A 17,019-nucleotide genomic window follows, 5' to 3' on the forward strand; every position below is an offset into this window, starting at 1 on the left:
TAATTGAGTTTGATAAGATTGCTCAATTAACTTTTATTATAAAAACTATGAAGGAAGTGATTTTAGTATGGAAACGCTCGAATTGGCACGAATACAGTTCGCATCAACAACGATTTTCCATTACTTTTTTGTTCCGCTGTCAATTGGTTTAGCTTTTATTATTGCGATCATGCAAACGTTGTATGTGGTAAAAGGGCGAGAAGTATATAAGAAGATGGCAAAGTTTTGGACGCAATTATTCCTTATTAACTTTGCAGTAGGTGTAGTAACAGGTATTTTACAAGAATTTCAGTTTGGTATGAACTGGTCAACGTATTCACGTTTTGTAGGTGATGTATTTGGTCCCTCGCTTGCAATTGAAGGATTACTGGCATTTTTCATTGAGTCTACATTCCTAGGTTTATGGGTATTCGGTGAGGATAAATTACCGAAGCGAATTCACTTAATGTGTATTTGGCTCCTTTCAATTGGAACGATGTTATCAGCATTCTGGATTTTAACTGCAAGTGCATTTATGCAGTCACCTGTCGGGTATGAAATGGCAGCTGATGGTCGTGCGCAAATGAATGATTTCTTAGCCATTATTCAAAACCCACAACTATGGGTACAATTCCCGCATACAATTACAGCGGCAATTGCAACAGGTGCATTCTTTATTGCTGGTGTAAGTGCATGGAAAATTACAAAAGGACAAGAAACTGTAGTATTTAAAAAATCTTTCCGAATTTCTATCATTGTTGGAACAATTACAACGGCGCTTGTATTATTCTTCGGTCATGCACAAGCGCAACAATTAATTAAGACACATCCAATGAAGATGGCGGCAGCTGAAGCGCTATGGAATACAAGTGAGGATCCAGCACCATTTACAGTATTTTCGAAAATTGATACAGAGAAGAAAGAAAATTCGTTTGAAATTCAAATCCCTTATATGCTAAGTCTATTATCGTATGATAAGTTTAGCGGTCAAGTTGAAGGGATGAATCAAATTCAAAAACAATATGAGGAAAAATATGGACCTGGAGATTATATTCCTCCAGTGCATACAATGTTTTGGAGTTTTAGAGCGATGGTAATGAGTGGAACATTCATGCTTCTTCTAGGAGCTTACGGATGGTTCTTATCAAGAAAAGATCGTTTAGCTGAAAAAACGTGGTATTTAAAATTAATGGTGTATGCAATTTCTCTTCCATTCATCGGTAATACAGTAGGGTGGATTATGACTGAAATGGGTCGTCAACCTTGGGTTGTATTTGGTGTAATGAAAACAGAAGATGCTGTATCACCAAATGTAACATTCGGTGAAGTATTATTCTCACTTATTTCATTCACATCAATGTATTTAATTATGGGTGGAATTTGTGTGTACTTATTTGTTCGTACCATTAAGGGCCACAAGAATAAGAAAACGAAAAAGGATTATCAAAGCCATGATCCATTTGATAAGGAGGAAGAGTATGTTATCTCTTAATGAGTTATGGTTTTTAGTTATTGCAATCTTATTTGTTGGATTCTTTGTACTGGAAGGTTTCGACTTTGGGGTAGGAATGGTTTCGAGGTTTTTAGGAAAGAATGATTTTGAAAAACGAGTTTACTTAAATACAATAGGACCGTTCTGGCACGCGAATGAAGTATGGCTTGTTTGTGCTGGCGGAGCCATGTTTGCGGCATTTCCGCACTGGTATGCAACTTTATTTAGTGGTTTTTATATTCCGTTTGTATTTATGCTTCTTGCTTTAATTTTAAGAGGTGTTTCCTTTAAATTTCGTGCGAAAATAGATAATCATAAATGGAAGAGTGCATGGGATTGGGGGATGTTTATTGGAAGTATGTTACCTCCTATCCTTTGGGGAGTTGCGATTGCAAACTTTATGGTAGGTGTACCTATTGATGAGAGTAAAAATGTTGTAGGTGGATTCCTGCAATTACTTCATCCATTTGCGTTACTTGGAGGAGTAATGTTTCTCCTACTATGTATTGTTCACGGATTACAATTTCTTACGATACGTACAACTGGTAAATTGAGAGAACGTGCACGAATTGCTGCAATAAAAATTGCACCATTTTCATTAATTACACTTCTTGTTTTTGCTGGTGTGGGGTTATGGAAAACCGACATTTTCACTGCTCATGGAACAGAATGGATTATGGTGCCAATCGGAGCTTTTGTAGCACTATTAGTGTCCACTTTATTAAATAAAAGAAGAAGAGATGGTTGGGCTTTCTTTATGACGAGTTTAACAATCATTTTACTAAGTGCGAGTGTATTTATCGGTATGTTCCCACGTGTTATGATTAGCTCTTTAGGAGCAATGAATGATTTGACAATTTACAACGCAGCATCAGGGGCTTATGCATTAAAACTTATGACTTACTTTGCGATTGCTATTTTGCCTTTCGTTATCGGAAGTCAAATATGGAGTTATTATGTATTTAGACAACCTGTTAAGTCAGACAACGATTTGGAGTACTAATGAAAAGAAAAAGAGGACTTCCGTCTTATCCCGGTAGCCGTATTTTATATGTAGCGTTAACGATTATTAGTATTTTAGAAGCTTTTAGTATTATTGCGCAAACAATCTTTTTAGCACGAGCTATTACGTTTTTATTTCATGGAGAGACAGTACAAACAATATTAAGTGAAATTGTTTATTTTGGTATCGCGTTTGCAGCGCGTCACATAGTAGTTCGAACATCACAAATATTAGTGGAACGTTTTGCTGAAAAAACAGGGTCGTTACTAAGAAAACAACTAATAGAGGCATATTTCACATTAGGTCCAAGGTATGTTCAAACTGTTGGGACTGGTCATCTGGTTACCTTATCAATTGAAGGGATTGAGAAATTTAAAACATATATTGAATTAACGATTCCTAAAATGATTAGAAGTAGCATTGTTCCAGGTCTAATTGTACTATATGTTTTTACGCTAGATATTGAGTCTGGAATCATTTTAGTTGTAACGATTCCTATCGTGATCATATTTATGATTCTTCTCGGATTAGCAGCGCAAAAAATGGCAGATAGTCAGTATGAGATATATCGTGTACTTTCGAACCATTTTGTAGATACGTTAAAAGGTTTAGAAACATTAAAGTATTTAGGGAAAAGTGAACAGCACGAAGGAAAGATTGAAAAAGTAAGTAAAAGATATAGAAAAGCAACGATGCGTACTTTGCGAGTTGCTTTTCTTTCTTCTTTTGCATTAGATTTCTTTACGAGTTTATCAATCGCGTTTGTGGCAGTTGGATTAGGGATACGTTTAATAGATGGAACGATTATACTATTACCAGCCCTTACAATTTTGATTTTAGCTCCGGAATATTTTCTGCCGATTAAACAAGTGGGAGCAAATTATCATGCAACATTAGATGGACAAATTGCGATGGAGCAAATAGAAGAGATTTTGCAACAACAAAAAAGAATACAAAAGAAAGATTTAAATGAAGATATAGTATGGAATGCCTCTAGTAGCTTGAAATTACAAGACATCAAAGTTAATAATACTGAATCTGAAAAGGCTATATTAGAAGGAATTAATTTTACTTGGGAAGGTAACGGTGCTATTGGTGTTATTGGTGAAAGTGGTGCAGGCAAATCGACGTTAATCGACGTATTAGCAGGTTTTTTATCTCCTTCGAGTGGAAAGATGTTAGTAAATGGTGTAGAAGTTGATGGATCTACTCGTGAAGATTGGCAAAAAAATATCGCTTATATTCCGCAGCAACCTTATATTTTTCCGCTTTCGTTAAAGGATAACATTCGTTTTTATGAAACAAATGCAACAGATGAAGAAGTTGAAAGAGTTATTAATGAAGTCGGCCTTCGTTCACTCGTTACATCACTTCCAAATGGGATGCACGAAAGAATTGGGGAAGGTGGACGTATGCTAAGTGGCGGACAAGAACAGCGTGTTGCTATGGCGCGTGCGCTTTTAAGTAAAAAACCAATCATTTTATTAGATGAGCCTACGGCACATCTTGATATTGAAACCGAATTTGAAATAAAGCAAGCGATGTTACGTCTATTTAATGGAAAGTTAGTATTTTTAGCAACCCACCGTCTACATTGGATGAAACAAATGGACCATATTCTTATTTTAAATAAAGGGGAAATGAAAGAAAGTGGGACGTATGAAGAACTTTTAGAGAATGAGACATTACATTTTCATAGGGAAGAGAGGGGAGAGAAATGAGTAACTGGGTTAAACCTTATATAAAACAAAATAAAGGTAGAATGACTTTAACTATTTTCCTTGGTCTTCTTGGAGTTAGTTCAGGAGCGATGTTACTTTTTATTTCAGGTTATTTGATCTCAAAATCTGCCCTTAGACCAGAAAATGTAATGGCTGTATATGTTCCTATTGTTGCAACAAGAGCGTTTAGTATAGGGCAAGCTGTATTTCATTATATAGAGCGCTTAGTCGGACATGATGTCGTACTACGTATATTAGAAAAAATGAGAACGAGGCTATATAGAATAGTAGAACCACAGGCGTTATTTTTCCGTTCTCGATTTCAAACGGGTGATATGTTAGGAGTGTTATCCGAAGATATAGAGCATTTGCAAAACCTATATTTACGTACAATATTTCCTAGCATATTAGCGCTAGTTGTTTATAGTATCTTCGTACTTGTTATCGGTGCATTTGATTTTGTTTTTGCACTTATTGTAGGTTGTATGTTAGCTATTATCGTTTTTCTTCTTCCGTTTGTATCATTACTTTTGATGAAGAAACATCATGTTACTTTAAAGCAAGGAAGAAACCGTTTGTATCAACAACTGACAGATGCTGTTTTTGGATTATCTGATTGGCAAGCAAGTGGTCGTAAAGATGAATTTATTAATGAGTATGTAAAACAAAATGATCAGTTGTTAAAAATCGAAAAGAGAGTGAAACGCTGGTATCATATTCGGGACAGTATCATTCAATTAGTAGTAGGTATTGTAGTTATTTCGATGATCATATGGACTGGGAATGAAGCGGCAAGTGAACAAATTGCTCCTACAGTTATCGCAGCTTTCGTATTAATGACTTTATCTGTAACGAACGCGCTTATTCCTATTGCAGATGCCATCGATCGAATACCGTCGTATGTAGAATCTACCCATCGTCTTAATGGCGTAGAAAGTGATAGTGTTTTACATGATGAAACGGATTTGCATGGAGAGAAAGATTATATTGAACCAAAACATGTAGATATTGAACTGAATCACGTATCGTATAGTTATCCAGATAGTAATGAGATTGTATTAAAAGATGTATCATTACAAATAAAAGCAGGGAAGAAAATTGCTATTTTAGGGAGAAGTGGGACAGGGAAATCTACTTTACTAAAATTGTTAACAGGGGCGTTAAGCCCAGTAAATGGCCAAGTTGTACTAAATGGTGAACGAGCTCATACGAATCTTTTATCTAAATATATTTCTGTATTAAATCAAAAGCCGCATTTGTTTGATACGACAATTGGAAATAATGTACGAATTGGCAAACCAGAGGCGACGGATGAAGAGATATGGAAAGCTTTAGAGAAAGCACAATTAGCTTCACATGTTACTTCTCTTCCAGCCGGATTACAAACAAAAATGCATGAAATGGGAAAGCGGTTTTCTGGTGGGGAAAGACAAAGGGTTGCTTTTGCTAGAACTCTTATGCAAGAAACACCAATTATTGTACTTGATGAACCGACTATCGGTTTAGATCCAAAAACAGAATTGTCTTTAATTGAAACAATGTTTTCTGCAACGGAAGAAAAGACAGTTATTTGGATTACGCACCATCTTGTAGGAATAGAACATGTAGACGAAGTTATATTCCTTGATCGTGGCCAAATTGTCATGCAAGGTAGTCATAAACAACTTCTGAAAGAAAATGAAAAGTATCGTAAACTTTATGAGTTAGATAAAGGAATATAATTTGAATAAGCAATAATTGTAAAAATAGCTACGCCTAATGGTGGAGCTATTTTTTTGTTAGATTGCAGGTGTATATGATTGTTACGAATTAAAAATGAATTTCATATTATACATATAATGGAGGGGATGTACATGAAGGAGCAATATAAAATCATTGTTTTAAGTGATGAATTATCAGGGGATAGGATTCGAAATACGTTAGACAAAAATAAATGTAAAACAATAGTTCATGTTGTGGACGTTTCAGATGTTGTTCGTATAGAAAGTTCTTTTCAATATATAGTCATTTGGAGAGGGGACGCAGAAAAACTTACAAATGACTTGATAAATAGGGGCGTGCAAAGTTCAAAAATTATTAATTTAACAAAATACATGTATGAATGGAAGGATAAATTAATTTCTATCTATCAAATAAATCCGGATCTTATGTCTTTATACATTTCTATGAAAAAAGCAAAGAGTGATCCGACGTATGAATTGTTTGCTACCGGTTTGTCTTATCCGCATTGTGGCATAAGTACGGAGCTTCTCTCAAAAAAGTCAATAAAATTAACACTTCCATCGCAAGATCTATACTATGATTATTTAATAGCGTCACAACTTTTATCAAACAATCATTCATTTCAATATTGTTTAATAGGAATAGCCTATTTCTCGTTTTACTTTGATATGTCGTTATCCTCCGAATCATATAGAATTCACAAAGTATATTATCCATTGTTTCAAGATGGTCATCATACTGTAGTTCACTCTCCTCTACCCACTGATGGATTCTCCCATCTAAATACTCCGAAACCACTTCTTTCTATTTTTAATTTGCATTTTGAATATATTTTATTAGACGAACTAAAAGATGAATCATTGATACTGCCTTGGATAAATGCTGAGTGGAATACTACTCCTCTTCATATTCCTTTTGAAGAACACGGGAAAATAAGAGCAGCTTCACATGCTAAATTGTCGTACCCTCATACTTTAGTTGAAAATAAAATGATTTTTAAAAAATATTTAGATTTACTGTTAAAAAACGATATAAAACCACTAATTGTTGTGTTCCCTGTTACTTCACATTATTTCAATTGTAGTAGTAAAAAATTAAAAGAAGATTTTTATAAAGTTATAAATGATTTTCAAACTCAATATTCTTTTCAAATCATAGATCTATTTGATTCGCCATTATTTTGTGACGATGATTTTTATGATAGTGATCATATGAATAAAAAAGGTGCAAATAAAATGTCCGCATTATTAAATATGTTTATTCAGGAACGAAAAGTATGATAATTTGTTTCATGTTTGCATAAAAGTATATAGGCTCCATACAGTTAAAGTAATGTGATTTTTGTGTCGCGTATATAAATAATATGCGAAGAGGTGAGAGAGTTAAAATGAGAACTCGTATTGAAAGAACTGAAGAGGTGGTAGAGCAACTTCCGTTGGTAAGTGTATTAATTCCTACGTATAATCGTCCTCGTTACTTTGAAAAGGCGCTATGTAGTGTGTTAGAACAAACGTACCCTAATATAGAAATTATAGTTGGAGATGACAGCACGAATGATGAAACAGAAAAAGTGTTACAAAAATACTTATGTGATCATTCAAATATTATTTATATAAAAAATAGATCAACTCTCGGACAATTTGAAAATGCGCTAATGTTATTTAATGAAGCGAACGGTGAATATATAAATTTTTTAATGGATGATGATGTATTTCATGTGAATAAAATTGAAAAAATGATGAAGTATTTTTTCGATGATTTAGATAATGAAATTAAGCTTGTAACATCTCATCGTCAAGTCATTGATGATAAAGGGAAAGAGCTACGACATATTTATTCGACTGTCCGTTTATTTGAAGAGGATACCATTATAGCGGGAACAGAATTAGGAAATAAGGTAATTGTGGATCAAAAAAATTATATTGGAGAACCGACAACAGTTTTATTTCGTAAAAATGATTTACAAGAACCGTTTGGGATTTTTGATAAGAGGCGGTATTTATGTAACGTAGATATAGCTTCATGGTTATCTTTATTAAGTAAAGGAAAAGCTGTATATATAGCAGAGACACTTAGTTACTTTCGATTACATCCAGATCAACAGTTAAATGAATCTAATAAAATGATGGATGGGTTAGAAGATTTTTCACACAGTATTATAGCAGGAGAACAATATGGTTTCTTATCCACTGAAAAAGAGTTAGACAAAGCGATAACTAATTTTCTAGATTATGCAAGAAGGATAGTTCCATCATCAATATTATATACATTAGACTATTACCAAAAAATTAGAGCGAAGAAAATAAACATAGAAAAGAAAAAACAACATATAAATAATAATTCTTCTTTACCGAAAGTAAGTATACTTATTCCTGCATACAATAGACCTTATTACTTAGAATTAGCACTCAACAGCGCTTTGAATCAAACATATGAAAATATTGAAATTATTATTTCTGACGACAGTACAAATAATGAAGTCAATGCTATGATTCAACCGTACTTACGTGAATATGAGTGTATTACATATGTAAAAAATGAAACGCCGTTAGTTGCCGAAAACTTTAATAAGTGTGTAGAACTTGCGAATGGGGACTATATAAACTTTTTATTAGATGATGATTTATTTCATCATGAAAAGATCGAGAGAATGATGAAATACTTTTTGGCGTTAGAAAATATTTCATTTGTGACGTCATATCGTGAACTGATTGATGAGAATGGAGAGATATTACCACCTTCAACATTAAATATGAAAATCGCGAAAGAAACTACACTTTTTGAAGGAAAAGAATTAGGGAATTATATGTTAAAAAACTTGAAAAATGTAGTTGGTGAGCCGACAACTGTTTTGTTTAATCGGAATTTGTTTGACGGGAAGTTTGGATATTTTAAAGGAAAGGCTTATTCTGCTATTAATGACATTGCAACTTGGCTAGATATGATGAGGAAAGGAAAAGTAGTTTATATACAAGAACCTCTTAGTTATTTTAGACAACATAGTGGACAAAATCAAAAACAAATGCATTTTATTTTAATGACAATTGAAGAGTGGATTGAATTAATTATAGATGCATATAATAGTGGATTTTTAAGCTCCGAAAGTGAGTATAAAGAGAGTTTATCTTATTGTTTAGAAAATGCGGGATTTATAGTTAAGGATGCAGTAAGAAATGGCGAACTAGATCAAATTTATAATGAAAAGATAAAAAAAGGGTTAAACAAGTTAGTTGCTCATATGTTCGAGAAAGAATGTTGTTATTGTCAATATTGCAATCAACAATTTGAAAAATTTTCACCTTGGCCAGCACATTATGATTTTCCGAAATATAAATTTGAGATGTGGAATAAAGATACAGGGATATGTCCAGTTTGTAATTCGATGGATCGTGAAAGATTGTATCGTGCGTACATTGAAACGGAAACGGACTTGTTAAATAGAAACTATACTATGCTTCATATTGCACCTGAAGCGAAGTTAAGAGATTGGTTTAACGAGTATAAAAATATTACGTATGTATGTGGTGACTTAGAACCAAAGGATCCATTAATGAAGGAAATTGATGTTACAAGGATTACATATGATAGTAATACTTTTGATGTAATATTATGTAGTCATGTGTTAGAACACGTTCCTGATGATGACAAAGCAATGCGAGAGTTATATAGAGTGTTAAAGCCAAATGGATGGGGAATTATTCAAGTACCAATCGTAATGAATGTAGATTTTATTGTAGAGAATGAATTAATTGTAACACCACAATTGAGGAAATTAGCTTTTGGTCAAGAAGATCATGTGAGAATTTATAATCAATCGGGATTTATTCAACGATTAATGAATGCAGGATTTAAGGTGGAATTATATAACATAGCGGAAAAACAAGGAATGAAAAGTGCTAGGAAATTTGGATTATCTGAAACAGATATGCTCTATATTGTCCGAAAATGATAGGAAGGAATAGATAGATATGGAGAGTATTCCTTTTTTACGTGCTTCAACTGTACCTGTAAGTGAGTATTTGGATGAATTGAAGGAAATTGATACATCTCACATATATACGAATTATGGACCTATAAATCAACGTTTTGAGGAAACAATTATGTCGTCATTTTTTCAAAACAGGGGAGCTGTTACAACAGTAGCAAACGCAACGTTAGGGTTAATGGCGGCTATTCAACTAAAGAAAAGAAGAAAGGGAAAGTATGCTCTCATGCCTAGCTTTACATTCCCTGCGACTGCCTTAGCCGCTATTTGGTGTGGATTGGAACCTTACTTTATTGATATTTCAATAGATGATTGGTATATGGATAAAACCGTACTTTTGCATAAGATAGAAGAATTAAAAGAAGAGGTTGCGATTGTTGTCCCGTACGCCACTTTTGGATCATGGATGAACTTAGAAGAATATGAAGAATTAGAGAAGAAGGGGATTCCGGTTGTCGTAGATGCGGCGCCGGGATTTGGTTTAATGAATGGAGGAATGCATTACGGTCAAGATTTTAGTGGAATGATCGTATATAGCTTTCATGCAACAAAGCCTTTCGGAATTGGTGAAGGAGGGCTCATATATAGTAAAAACGAAGAAGATATACAACGTATTAAAAGAATGGGGAATTTCGGATTTGATAAAAATCGTGAATGTACGATGATGGGGTTTAATTGTAAAATGTCTGAATACGCAGCAGCTATTGGGATTGCGACTATAAAAAAGTGGGATCAAAAATTAAAAGAACGCACTCGTATTTCTGAATGGTATAAACAGTTGTTACAAAATACTGGGTTAATGAAAAAAGGGTGGAAAGTCCAAAAGACAGAAGCAGTTATTCACCAATTTATGCCTATCATTTGTCCAGAAGAAGTTCGCAACATACAAGTAATAGAAGAATTGAAAAAACAGAAAATAGAAGCTAGATTATACTTTTCACCATCTTGCCACCAACAAGTTCTTTTTAAAAACTATAAGTCTACAGATTTAACAAAGACGAATAAAATAGCAAAACGAATCGTAAGTTTACCTTTATGGGAAGGAATGACGAAAGAACTAGTAGAGCAAATTGTAATCTGTTTAGAGCAGAAGGTGGTGTCGGTAGATGAATAGTTTTTATAGTCAAGAAGAACTAAAGGAAATTGGATTTTTATCTGTTGGGAAAAATGTATTGGTTAGTAAAAAAGCAAGTATATATAATCCGAGTGCTATATCAGTTGGCAATCATGTAAGAATTGATGATTTTTGCATTTTAAGTGGTAAAATCACAATTGGAAGTTATTCGCACATATCAGCGTATACAGCGTTATATGGAGGGGAAGTTGGGATTGAAATGCATGATTTTGCAAACATCTCAGCTAAAACAATCGTATATGCAGTACTTGATGATTTCAGTGGAAATACATTAATGGGGCCAACCGTCCCGAATCAATATAGGAATGTGAAAGCAGAAAAAGTTATTTTAAAAAAACATGTGATTATTGGTGCCAATTCTATTATTTTTCCAAATGTAATTGTAGGAGAAGGTACGGCAGTCGGCGCGATGAGTATGGTAAAAGAGAGTTTAGATGATTGGTATATTTACGCTGGAGTTCCCGTAAGGAAAGTAAAACCTCGTCAAAAAAAGATGCTAGAGTTAGAAATTGATTTTTTAAAAAGCATTTATTCTTAACAAAAAAGAATGAATGCTTTTTATTTTTATCCTGCTATTTGCCGATAAAGACTCGACTGGTGAGGGTTAATTAAAGTTTCACTTTATGATAGAGCGGAGTGTATCTTAACTTATTATGTTTTAAATTTTGCTGACCAAGGCAATACTGAGCCATAGTGAATGTAAAGTTGGAGGGCGAGCGTATATGTTTGATGAGGATGGGATTGTTTTAATTATGGAACCAGTTGATGAAAGAAACTTGAGGAGATTTATTTTTTCAGTGCCAAAGTCAGTGTATGAAAAGAAGGGGCTTACATTACACTATGGAACAGCTATAGGACAAGGGTATATGGATATAATTGAAGATATTATAAGCGTACATATAGAAATAGATGTTGTAACGATAATAGGGCATGTAAGAGGATAAATAACTATTTGAAAAAGGTTATAAACAATTTAGCTAGAAGTTATGTATAGAGAAAATTACAGACAATTATAAGGACGAAGGGGGTCTAAAATGAAAATAAAATCAATTGTATTAGTATTTATAGTTTCAATTGGTTTAATGGGATGTTCAATAGTGGAGGAAGGAAAGAACTCCCTAGATTACGCGCAAAAAGCGACAGACTATGTAAATGAAATAAGTGCATTTGCAAATGATGCACCAGCATTAGCAGAAAAGGCCGTTAATGATAGCGAGGCTCGAAAAGAATTAGAAACGAAGCTTAGTGAAATTAAACAAGATATACCCGCATTCAATGAATTAACGCCACCTGATGTAGCAAAGGATCTTCATCAACAAATCGTCGGATATAACGAAAAGTTAAATACGTTAATTGATACGGCGAAGACAAAGATAGAAGAAGGGAAAGTGGATGTAGAGCAATTTAAAAACTCTGAGCTTATGCAGACGGTAGATCAAGTTCGAGATTTGAAAGATAAAGTGCAAAATTTAGGTCAATAGTAAAAAGCTCCGTTTGTGATAAACGGAGCTTTTTACTATTGGATACAATAAACGATTACACCAACGATAATAATCATGTTGCCGATGAGTTTACGTTTCGTTATTTTTTCTCCTAGGAAATACCAACCAAAAATTAATATGATGATATAACTTAAGGATTCTAATGCTGATGCTTGTTTTAATGCCATGCCCTTCATGGCGATAACATTTAATCCGGCGTTAATTACAAATAAAGAGTAGCCGATAATAACATAAGGATTCACATATTCTTTTATTCTAGAATCGTATTGTTGCAAAGTAGCTTTTTTTAATAATATTTGTGAGTAATTAGCTAAAATTATCCCGAAAATAAATAATAACATATAACTATTCATCTTTTGTCACCACCACAATTCCGACGATAATAATAGCCGCACCAAGTAAATGATTCCACTGAATCGTATCTCCAAATAGAAATACTGACCAAAGCATTGACCATAGTATAATAATTCCGCGATGTGAATATGCTTTTGAAATTTCGAAATGTTTAATTACTTGTTGCCATAAAATTGCATATCCGAATAAAAGTATAACTAGTCCGAAATAAGCAATAAAAAATGAGATGGAAGCAATGGGGAATTTAGCTGCCCATTTCATGTAAACCATAATGATAGAATATATCAAAAAAGCTACATGTAAAAATACGTAATTTTTAATAGTTGGTTTCATTTATTCACTCTCTTTTACATATAAATATATATTTATATCTATCTTTTCCTAATAATAGATATTGGAACGTATTTTGTTTAATCTTTCACATTCCAAATTATATAGTATCATGGCTTTTATTGTAAAACAATAGAAGCTATGCATTCATTTTTTCCAAGGTTCTACAATATGTATCGTTTTATTTGTTGCATCCAACTTTACTTGAATACCGATAGGCATGGTAATCATGGGATGTGTATGACAACAATCGAAGTCAGCTAGAAAAGGAATTCTTTGATTTTGAAGTACTTCTAATAGTATTTCAAAAGGCTTTCGATTTGTACCACAATCATCAAATTGCTCATGTTTTCCAAGAATGATACCTGAAATTTTATCGAATACACCGTTAATTTTAAGTAATGAAAAGCTTCTTTCAATAGTAGCTGCATCTTTTGAACTGTCCTCAATGAAGAGAATGTCGCCTTCTTGAATATGTGGCATATAGGGGCTACCCAAAATTCCTTGTATCGTGTTTAAATTCCCGCCAATAATACGCCCAGTAGCTTTTCCATCAATTACTGAAATCCAATCGTTTGGTCGAAGTTCTTTCTCCTTCGTCTTTTCTTCCCAATTAATAAATTCATCTGACCAAAATAATGGTTGTTTTATATGATAAGGAAGAGAATGATCATGTAGTAAAGTTTCAGCAAAATATTTGTATGTGCAATCAACAAAAGGTTCAAATTCGCCAAAGGAAGGGACGAGAGCTGGTCCATAAAATGTAGGGATTCCTGTTTTGGCGTAAATTCCTAGTAATAAAGCAGTTGCATCTGAATACCCAATCATTATTTTAGGGTTCTTTAGAAAAGCATCATAATCAATATAAGGTAATATTGAATTTGAATTCATCCCACCAATTGTTGACATAATACAAGAAATATTAGGATTTCTTATTAAGACATTTAGCTCCTCAGCACGCTCTTGTATACTACCAGAACGATAAAAATCATATCGACCTGTTAATGAACCTTCTAATATATGAAACCCTTTCTGTTGTAAGTAAGATTTTGCTCGTTCAAATCTTTTTGGAGAAGTGTAGGTTACTGGTGAAGAAGGGGAGTAGATCCCAATTGTGTCTCCATATTTTAATGATTTTGGAAGTAGCATTTGTATGAATCCCTTCTATTAAATAGTTTATCTCGCTATTTGACGGGTAGCCCGATTGGGGGGCTGATTAAAGTTTCGCTTTATTTACGAGATTTTATTATTGAATATTCTTACGTTTCAATATTGTAAGTTTAACATAAATAAATTAAAATAATCATTGCTGTACTATGAATAAATATACCTTTTACCTTGACTGTATAAAGGAATTGTTGTTAAGGTTAAATGTGAGCGTATAAAAGGTTTGCTAAAGGAGTTTTGAAATGAATCGGTTAAAATGGGGAAGGATGACAGTCCTATTAGTCATTATTTTAGGGATATGTTGGTTCTTATTCCAAGGAAATCAAAAGAGCATAGCGAATGTAGAGGGACAACCTTTGCAAGTGGCAGAACTACCTAAAGCAGGATTTACTGAAAAAGTAGTCCCGCCAAAGTACATCCCACCAGAAATTAACGCAAAAGCAGCTATGATTATCGATGCGAGTGATGGAGATATTATTTATCAATATAATGAAAATGAAGCTTTTGCACCGGCTAGTATGTCTAAGATGATGACAGCGTATCTCTTACTAGAGAGTATACATAACGGGAAAGTTCGCTGGGAAGATCCAGTAAAAATGAGTGCGAAGGCGGCACAAACAGAGGGAGCGAGAATCCCAGTACAAGTTAATGATACATTAACTGTTAAAGATTTATATCATGCATTAATGATTGAGTCAGCTAATAATTCAGCTGTGGCTTTAGCAGAACATATGGCAAAATCGGAGAAAGATTTCGTTCAGCTTATGGATGCAAAAGCGAAACAGTTAAAAATGTCGGAACATGCTAAATTTGCAAATGCTTCTGGATTACAAGAGCCGGATGGAAGTGAAACAAAAATGACGGCTGCTGATGTAGCGCAATTGGCGTATCATCTTATAAAAGATTATCCGGAAATATTAGAAGTGACTCACTTACGCCAAAGTCAGCTAGCATTTAATAATATTAATGTTATAAGCACAAACGACATGTTAAATAAAAATAATAAAAGTTTATATATAGAAGGAATGGACGGACTAAAGACTGGATTTACAGATAGTGCAGGATACTGTTTTACTGGGACTGCAAAGCAAGGTGATAATCGAATTATTACAGTGGTCATGGGGACATCAAATAAAACAAAACGTTTTACAGAGACAAATAAGTTAATGTCGTATGCATTTGGATTAGTTAATTAAGTAAGTAAAATACGAATCTAGATCGCTACATAAGTAAGACTGTTTGTTGTTACTAATTTTAGATAACAACAAACAGTCTTTTTATTTTTATTTTAAAAAGGAAAAAGCTTCTAAATATAAGTGGTATTATTTGAGTTTGTTTGTTGCTGTGATATTATAAAGTTATAAGCTTATTAATAATAAGTTTGAGGGGCGTAATATGATATATACATATGAAATAGCCTCAATTGAAAATTGGAGGGAATTATGATGGCAAAAGATTTTTACTCAGCAATTGAAGACAGAAGATCTATTTATGCAATTAGTAAAGAGCAAGTAGTTTCTGATGAGAAAATTCAAGAAGTGATTTATCATGCTGTAAAACATACACCTTCAGCTTTTAATTCTCAAAGTGCTCGCGTTGTTGTTTTATTAGGAGAACAACATGATAAATTATGGGATATTACGAAAGAAACGTTACGAAAAATTGTACCTGAAAATAACTTTGCATCCACTGAAGAAAAAATGAATGCATTTAAAAGTGGTTATGGAACGGTTTTATATTTTGAAGACAGTGAAGTAGTGGAAAGCCTTCAAGCTAACTTTGCATTATATAAAGATAATTTCCCAACTTGGTCTCAGCAATCATCAGGAATGTTACAATTTGCAATTTGGACAGCTTTAGAAATTGAAGGGTTTGGTGCTACGTTACAGCATTACAATCCGCTAATTGATGAAGAAGTGAGAAAAGAGTGGGATGTTCCAGAGAATTGGAAACTTATTGCGCAAATGCCATTTGGTAAACCGGTAGTACATGCTGGTGAAAAAGAATTCCAACCGCTAGAAGACCGTGTGAAAATTTATAAATAATTTAAAAAGGTGAACAGGAATATAACCTGTTCACCTTTTTTTATACGTAATAAGGGTTTTTTTGTCCGGCATTTTTCATCTGATTTTTTAATTCATTTTTACGTGTTTCAATAGCTGATACTTTTTGTAATGTTATCATTGAAACGAATTGAATAAAAGCATAGTATAGCTCTATGTTTTTTTGTATTGGATCATCTATTATATTTCTCACAAATATGCCTCCTCTTTTTATTCCAATAAAACTCCGTATTAATGGGCAGCCCGAGTGGTGAGGGTTAATAATTAGCGGAGGATGTATAAAACCCTTACTGATTAAAGTTTCATTTTATAAGGGAATGAAACTTTAATCAATTCGCTAAAATTCTTTTTTATTAAGATATGTATATAATACTATGAATATCCTATAAATTCCATTATGGGAAAAAGAGAACAGTTGATATAGTGTGTGTTTTCTTTAAAGGAGAAATGGCTTTTGTGAAATAAATCTTACAATTCGTCAAATTATTTCAAAAATGTAGATAGTATAGAAATTTAGTTTTCTAAAAATATTATACTATTGATAAATAGAGTGATTTTTGTCATGA

Annotated in this window: 16 protein-coding genes; 12 read left to right on the forward strand and 4 right to left on the reverse strand. The window is 33.3% G+C overall.

Translation table 11 applies throughout. The features are described 5' to 3' along the window. Positions 1 to 67: 67 nt before the first annotated feature. The 10 genes from cydA (at position 68) to MKY21_RS09460 (ending at position 12,518) form a co-directional block, all read left to right on the forward strand. Positions 68 to 1,471, forward strand: coding sequence for a cytochrome ubiquinol oxidase subunit I (cydA, locus tag MKY21_RS09415; protein ID WP_341076040.1), 1,404 nt, complete (start codon positions 68 to 70; stop codon positions 1,469 to 1,471). Then, positions 1,458 to 2,474, forward strand: coding sequence for a cytochrome d ubiquinol oxidase subunit II (gene cydB / locus MKY21_RS09420; RefSeq protein WP_000950083.1), 1,017 nt, complete (start codon positions 1,458 to 1,460; stop codon positions 2,472 to 2,474). Before cydA ends, cydB begins: the two co-directional genes overlap by 14 nt. Beyond that, positions 2,474 to 4,195 (forward strand): thiol reductant ABC exporter subunit CydD, encoded by a 1,722-nt coding sequence (gene cydD / locus MKY21_RS09425; RefSeq protein WP_000824022.1) that lies wholly within the window; start codon positions 2,474 to 2,476, stop codon positions 4,193 to 4,195. The genes cydB and cydD overlap by 1 nt, the downstream gene beginning before the upstream one ends. Further along, positions 4,192 to 5,916: a thiol reductant ABC exporter subunit CydC gene (gene cydC, locus MKY21_RS09430; RefSeq protein WP_053512680.1), complete on the forward strand. Its 1,725-nt coding sequence runs from the start codon at positions 4,192 to 4,194 to the stop codon at positions 5,914 to 5,916. Before cydD ends, cydC begins: the two co-directional genes overlap by 4 nt. A 132-nt stretch (positions 5,917 to 6,048) precedes the next feature. Further along, positions 6,049 to 7,197 (forward strand): hypothetical protein, encoded by a 1,149-nt coding sequence (locus MKY21_RS09435; RefSeq protein ID WP_000664248.1) that lies wholly within the window; start codon positions 6,049 to 6,051, stop codon positions 7,195 to 7,197. Between the two features lie 107 nt (positions 7,198 to 7,304). Then, complete coding sequence (locus tag MKY21_RS09440) at positions 7,305 to 9,866, forward strand: glycosyltransferase (protein WP_242320116.1); 2,562 nt, start codon at positions 7,305 to 7,307, stop codon at positions 9,864 to 9,866. 19 nt (positions 9,867 to 9,885) lie between these two features. Continuing rightward, complete coding sequence (locus MKY21_RS09445; RefSeq protein ID WP_000443945.1) at positions 9,886 to 11,016, forward strand: DegT/DnrJ/EryC1/StrS aminotransferase family protein; 1,131 nt, start codon at positions 9,886 to 9,888, stop codon at positions 11,014 to 11,016. Further along, on the forward strand, positions 11,009 to 11,575 hold the full coding sequence (locus MKY21_RS09450; protein WP_001084165.1) for an acyltransferase: 567 nt from the start codon (positions 11,009 to 11,011) through the stop codon (positions 11,573 to 11,575). Before MKY21_RS09445 ends, MKY21_RS09450 begins: the two co-directional genes overlap by 8 nt. 184 nt (positions 11,576 to 11,759) lie before the next feature. Continuing rightward, a complete protein-coding gene (locus MKY21_RS09455) occupies positions 11,760 to 11,981 on the forward strand; it encodes a hypothetical protein (RefSeq protein WP_000459116.1) in 222 nt (73 codons plus the stop codon). A gap of 90 nt (positions 11,982 to 12,071) precedes the next feature. Further along, positions 12,072 to 12,518, forward strand: coding sequence for a DUF6376 family protein (locus MKY21_RS09460; protein WP_242320118.1), 447 nt, complete (start codon positions 12,072 to 12,074; stop codon positions 12,516 to 12,518). A gap of 35 nt (positions 12,519 to 12,553) precedes the next feature. Here the strand turns inward: MKY21_RS09460 and MKY21_RS09465 are convergent, their stop codons facing one another. From MKY21_RS09465 to MKY21_RS09475, 3 genes are all read right to left on the reverse strand, one after another. Next, the gene (locus tag MKY21_RS09465) at positions 12,554 to 12,892 is read right to left on the reverse strand and encodes an EamA family transporter (RefSeq protein ID WP_001089868.1); all 339 of its coding nucleotides are present in this window, start codon (positions 12,890 to 12,892) and stop codon (positions 12,554 to 12,556) included. Then, entirely contained in the window at positions 12,885 to 13,226 is a 342-nt protein-coding gene (locus MKY21_RS09470; protein WP_049107612.1) for an EamA family transporter, read from the reverse strand. The genes MKY21_RS09465 and MKY21_RS09470 overlap by 8 nt, the downstream gene beginning before the upstream one ends. A 144-nt stretch (positions 13,227 to 13,370) precedes the next feature. Beyond that, positions 13,371 to 14,372 carry a S66 family peptidase gene (locus MKY21_RS09475; protein ID WP_098877179.1) on the reverse strand — a complete coding sequence of 334 codons (1,002 nt, stop codon included), beginning with the start codon at positions 14,370 to 14,372 and terminating at the stop codon, positions 13,371 to 13,373. 260 nt (positions 14,373 to 14,632) lie between these two features. Between MKY21_RS09475 and MKY21_RS09480 the strand changes: the two genes are divergently transcribed. After that, positions 14,633 to 15,586, forward strand: coding sequence for a D-alanyl-D-alanine carboxypeptidase family protein (locus tag MKY21_RS09480; RefSeq protein ID WP_016117616.1), 954 nt, complete (start codon positions 14,633 to 14,635; stop codon positions 15,584 to 15,586). Between the two features lie 246 nt (positions 15,587 to 15,832). Beyond that, entirely contained in the window at positions 15,833 to 16,435 is a 603-nt protein-coding gene (locus tag MKY21_RS09485; RefSeq protein ID WP_103572897.1) for a nitroreductase family protein, read from the forward strand. Positions 16,436 to 16,475: 40 nt separating this feature from the next. On the opposite strand, the gene MKY21_RS09490 is transcribed toward MKY21_RS09485, so the two are convergent. Continuing rightward, on the reverse strand, positions 16,476 to 16,646 hold the full coding sequence (locus MKY21_RS09490; protein ID WP_001244279.1) for a hypothetical protein: 171 nt from the start codon (positions 16,644 to 16,646) through the stop codon (positions 16,476 to 16,478). Between the last annotated feature and the right edge of the window lie 373 nt (positions 16,647 to 17,019).

This window comes from Bacillus sp. FSL R9-9497 (assembly GCF_038005805.1).
In the GTDB taxonomy this organism is placed as follows: Bacteria; Bacillota; Bacilli; order Bacillales; family Bacillaceae_G; genus Bacillus_A; species Bacillus_A cereus.

Bases quoted from the DNA above. Each gene is read 5' to 3' on its own strand.
- cydA (WP_341076040.1), top strand. From the start codon at position 68: ATGGAAACGCTCGAATTGGCACGAATACAGTTCGCATCAACAACGATT.
- cydB (WP_000950083.1), top strand. From the start codon at position 1,458: ATGTTATCTCTTAATGAGTTATGGTTTTTAGTTATTGCAATCTTATTT.
- cydD (WP_000824022.1), top strand. From the start codon at position 2,474: ATGAAAAGAAAAAGAGGACTTCCGTCTTATCCCGGTAGCCGTATTTTA.
- cydC (WP_053512680.1), top strand. From the start codon at position 4,192: ATGAGTAACTGGGTTAAACCTTATATAAAACAAAATAAAGGTAGAATG.
- MKY21_RS09435 (WP_000664248.1), top strand. From the start codon at position 6,049: ATGAAGGAGCAATATAAAATCATTGTTTTAAGTGATGAATTATCAGGG.
- MKY21_RS09440 (WP_242320116.1), top strand. From the start codon at position 7,305: ATGAGAACTCGTATTGAAAGAACTGAAGAGGTGGTAGAGCAACTTCCG.
- MKY21_RS09445 (WP_000443945.1), top strand. From the start codon at position 9,886: ATGGAGAGTATTCCTTTTTTACGTGCTTCAACTGTACCTGTAAGTGAG.
- MKY21_RS09450 (WP_001084165.1), top strand. From the start codon at position 11,009: ATGAATAGTTTTTATAGTCAAGAAGAACTAAAGGAAATTGGATTTTTA.
- MKY21_RS09455 (WP_000459116.1), top strand. From the start codon at position 11,760: ATGTTTGATGAGGATGGGATTGTTTTAATTATGGAACCAGTTGATGAA.
- MKY21_RS09460 (WP_242320118.1), top strand. From the start codon at position 12,072: ATGAAAATAAAATCAATTGTATTAGTATTTATAGTTTCAATTGGTTTA.
- MKY21_RS09465 (WP_001089868.1), bottom strand. From the start codon at position 12,892: ATGAATAGTTATATGTTATTATTTATTTTCGGGATAATTTTAGCTAAT.
- MKY21_RS09470 (WP_049107612.1), bottom strand. From the start codon at position 13,226: ATGAAACCAACTATTAAAAATTACGTATTTTTACATGTAGCTTTTTTG.
- MKY21_RS09475 (WP_098877179.1), bottom strand. From the start codon at position 14,372: ATGCTACTTCCAAAATCATTAAAATATGGAGACACAATTGGGATCTAC.
- MKY21_RS09480 (WP_016117616.1), top strand. From the start codon at position 14,633: ATGAATCGGTTAAAATGGGGAAGGATGACAGTCCTATTAGTCATTATT.
- MKY21_RS09485 (WP_103572897.1), top strand. From the start codon at position 15,833: ATGATGGCAAAAGATTTTTACTCAGCAATTGAAGACAGAAGATCTATT.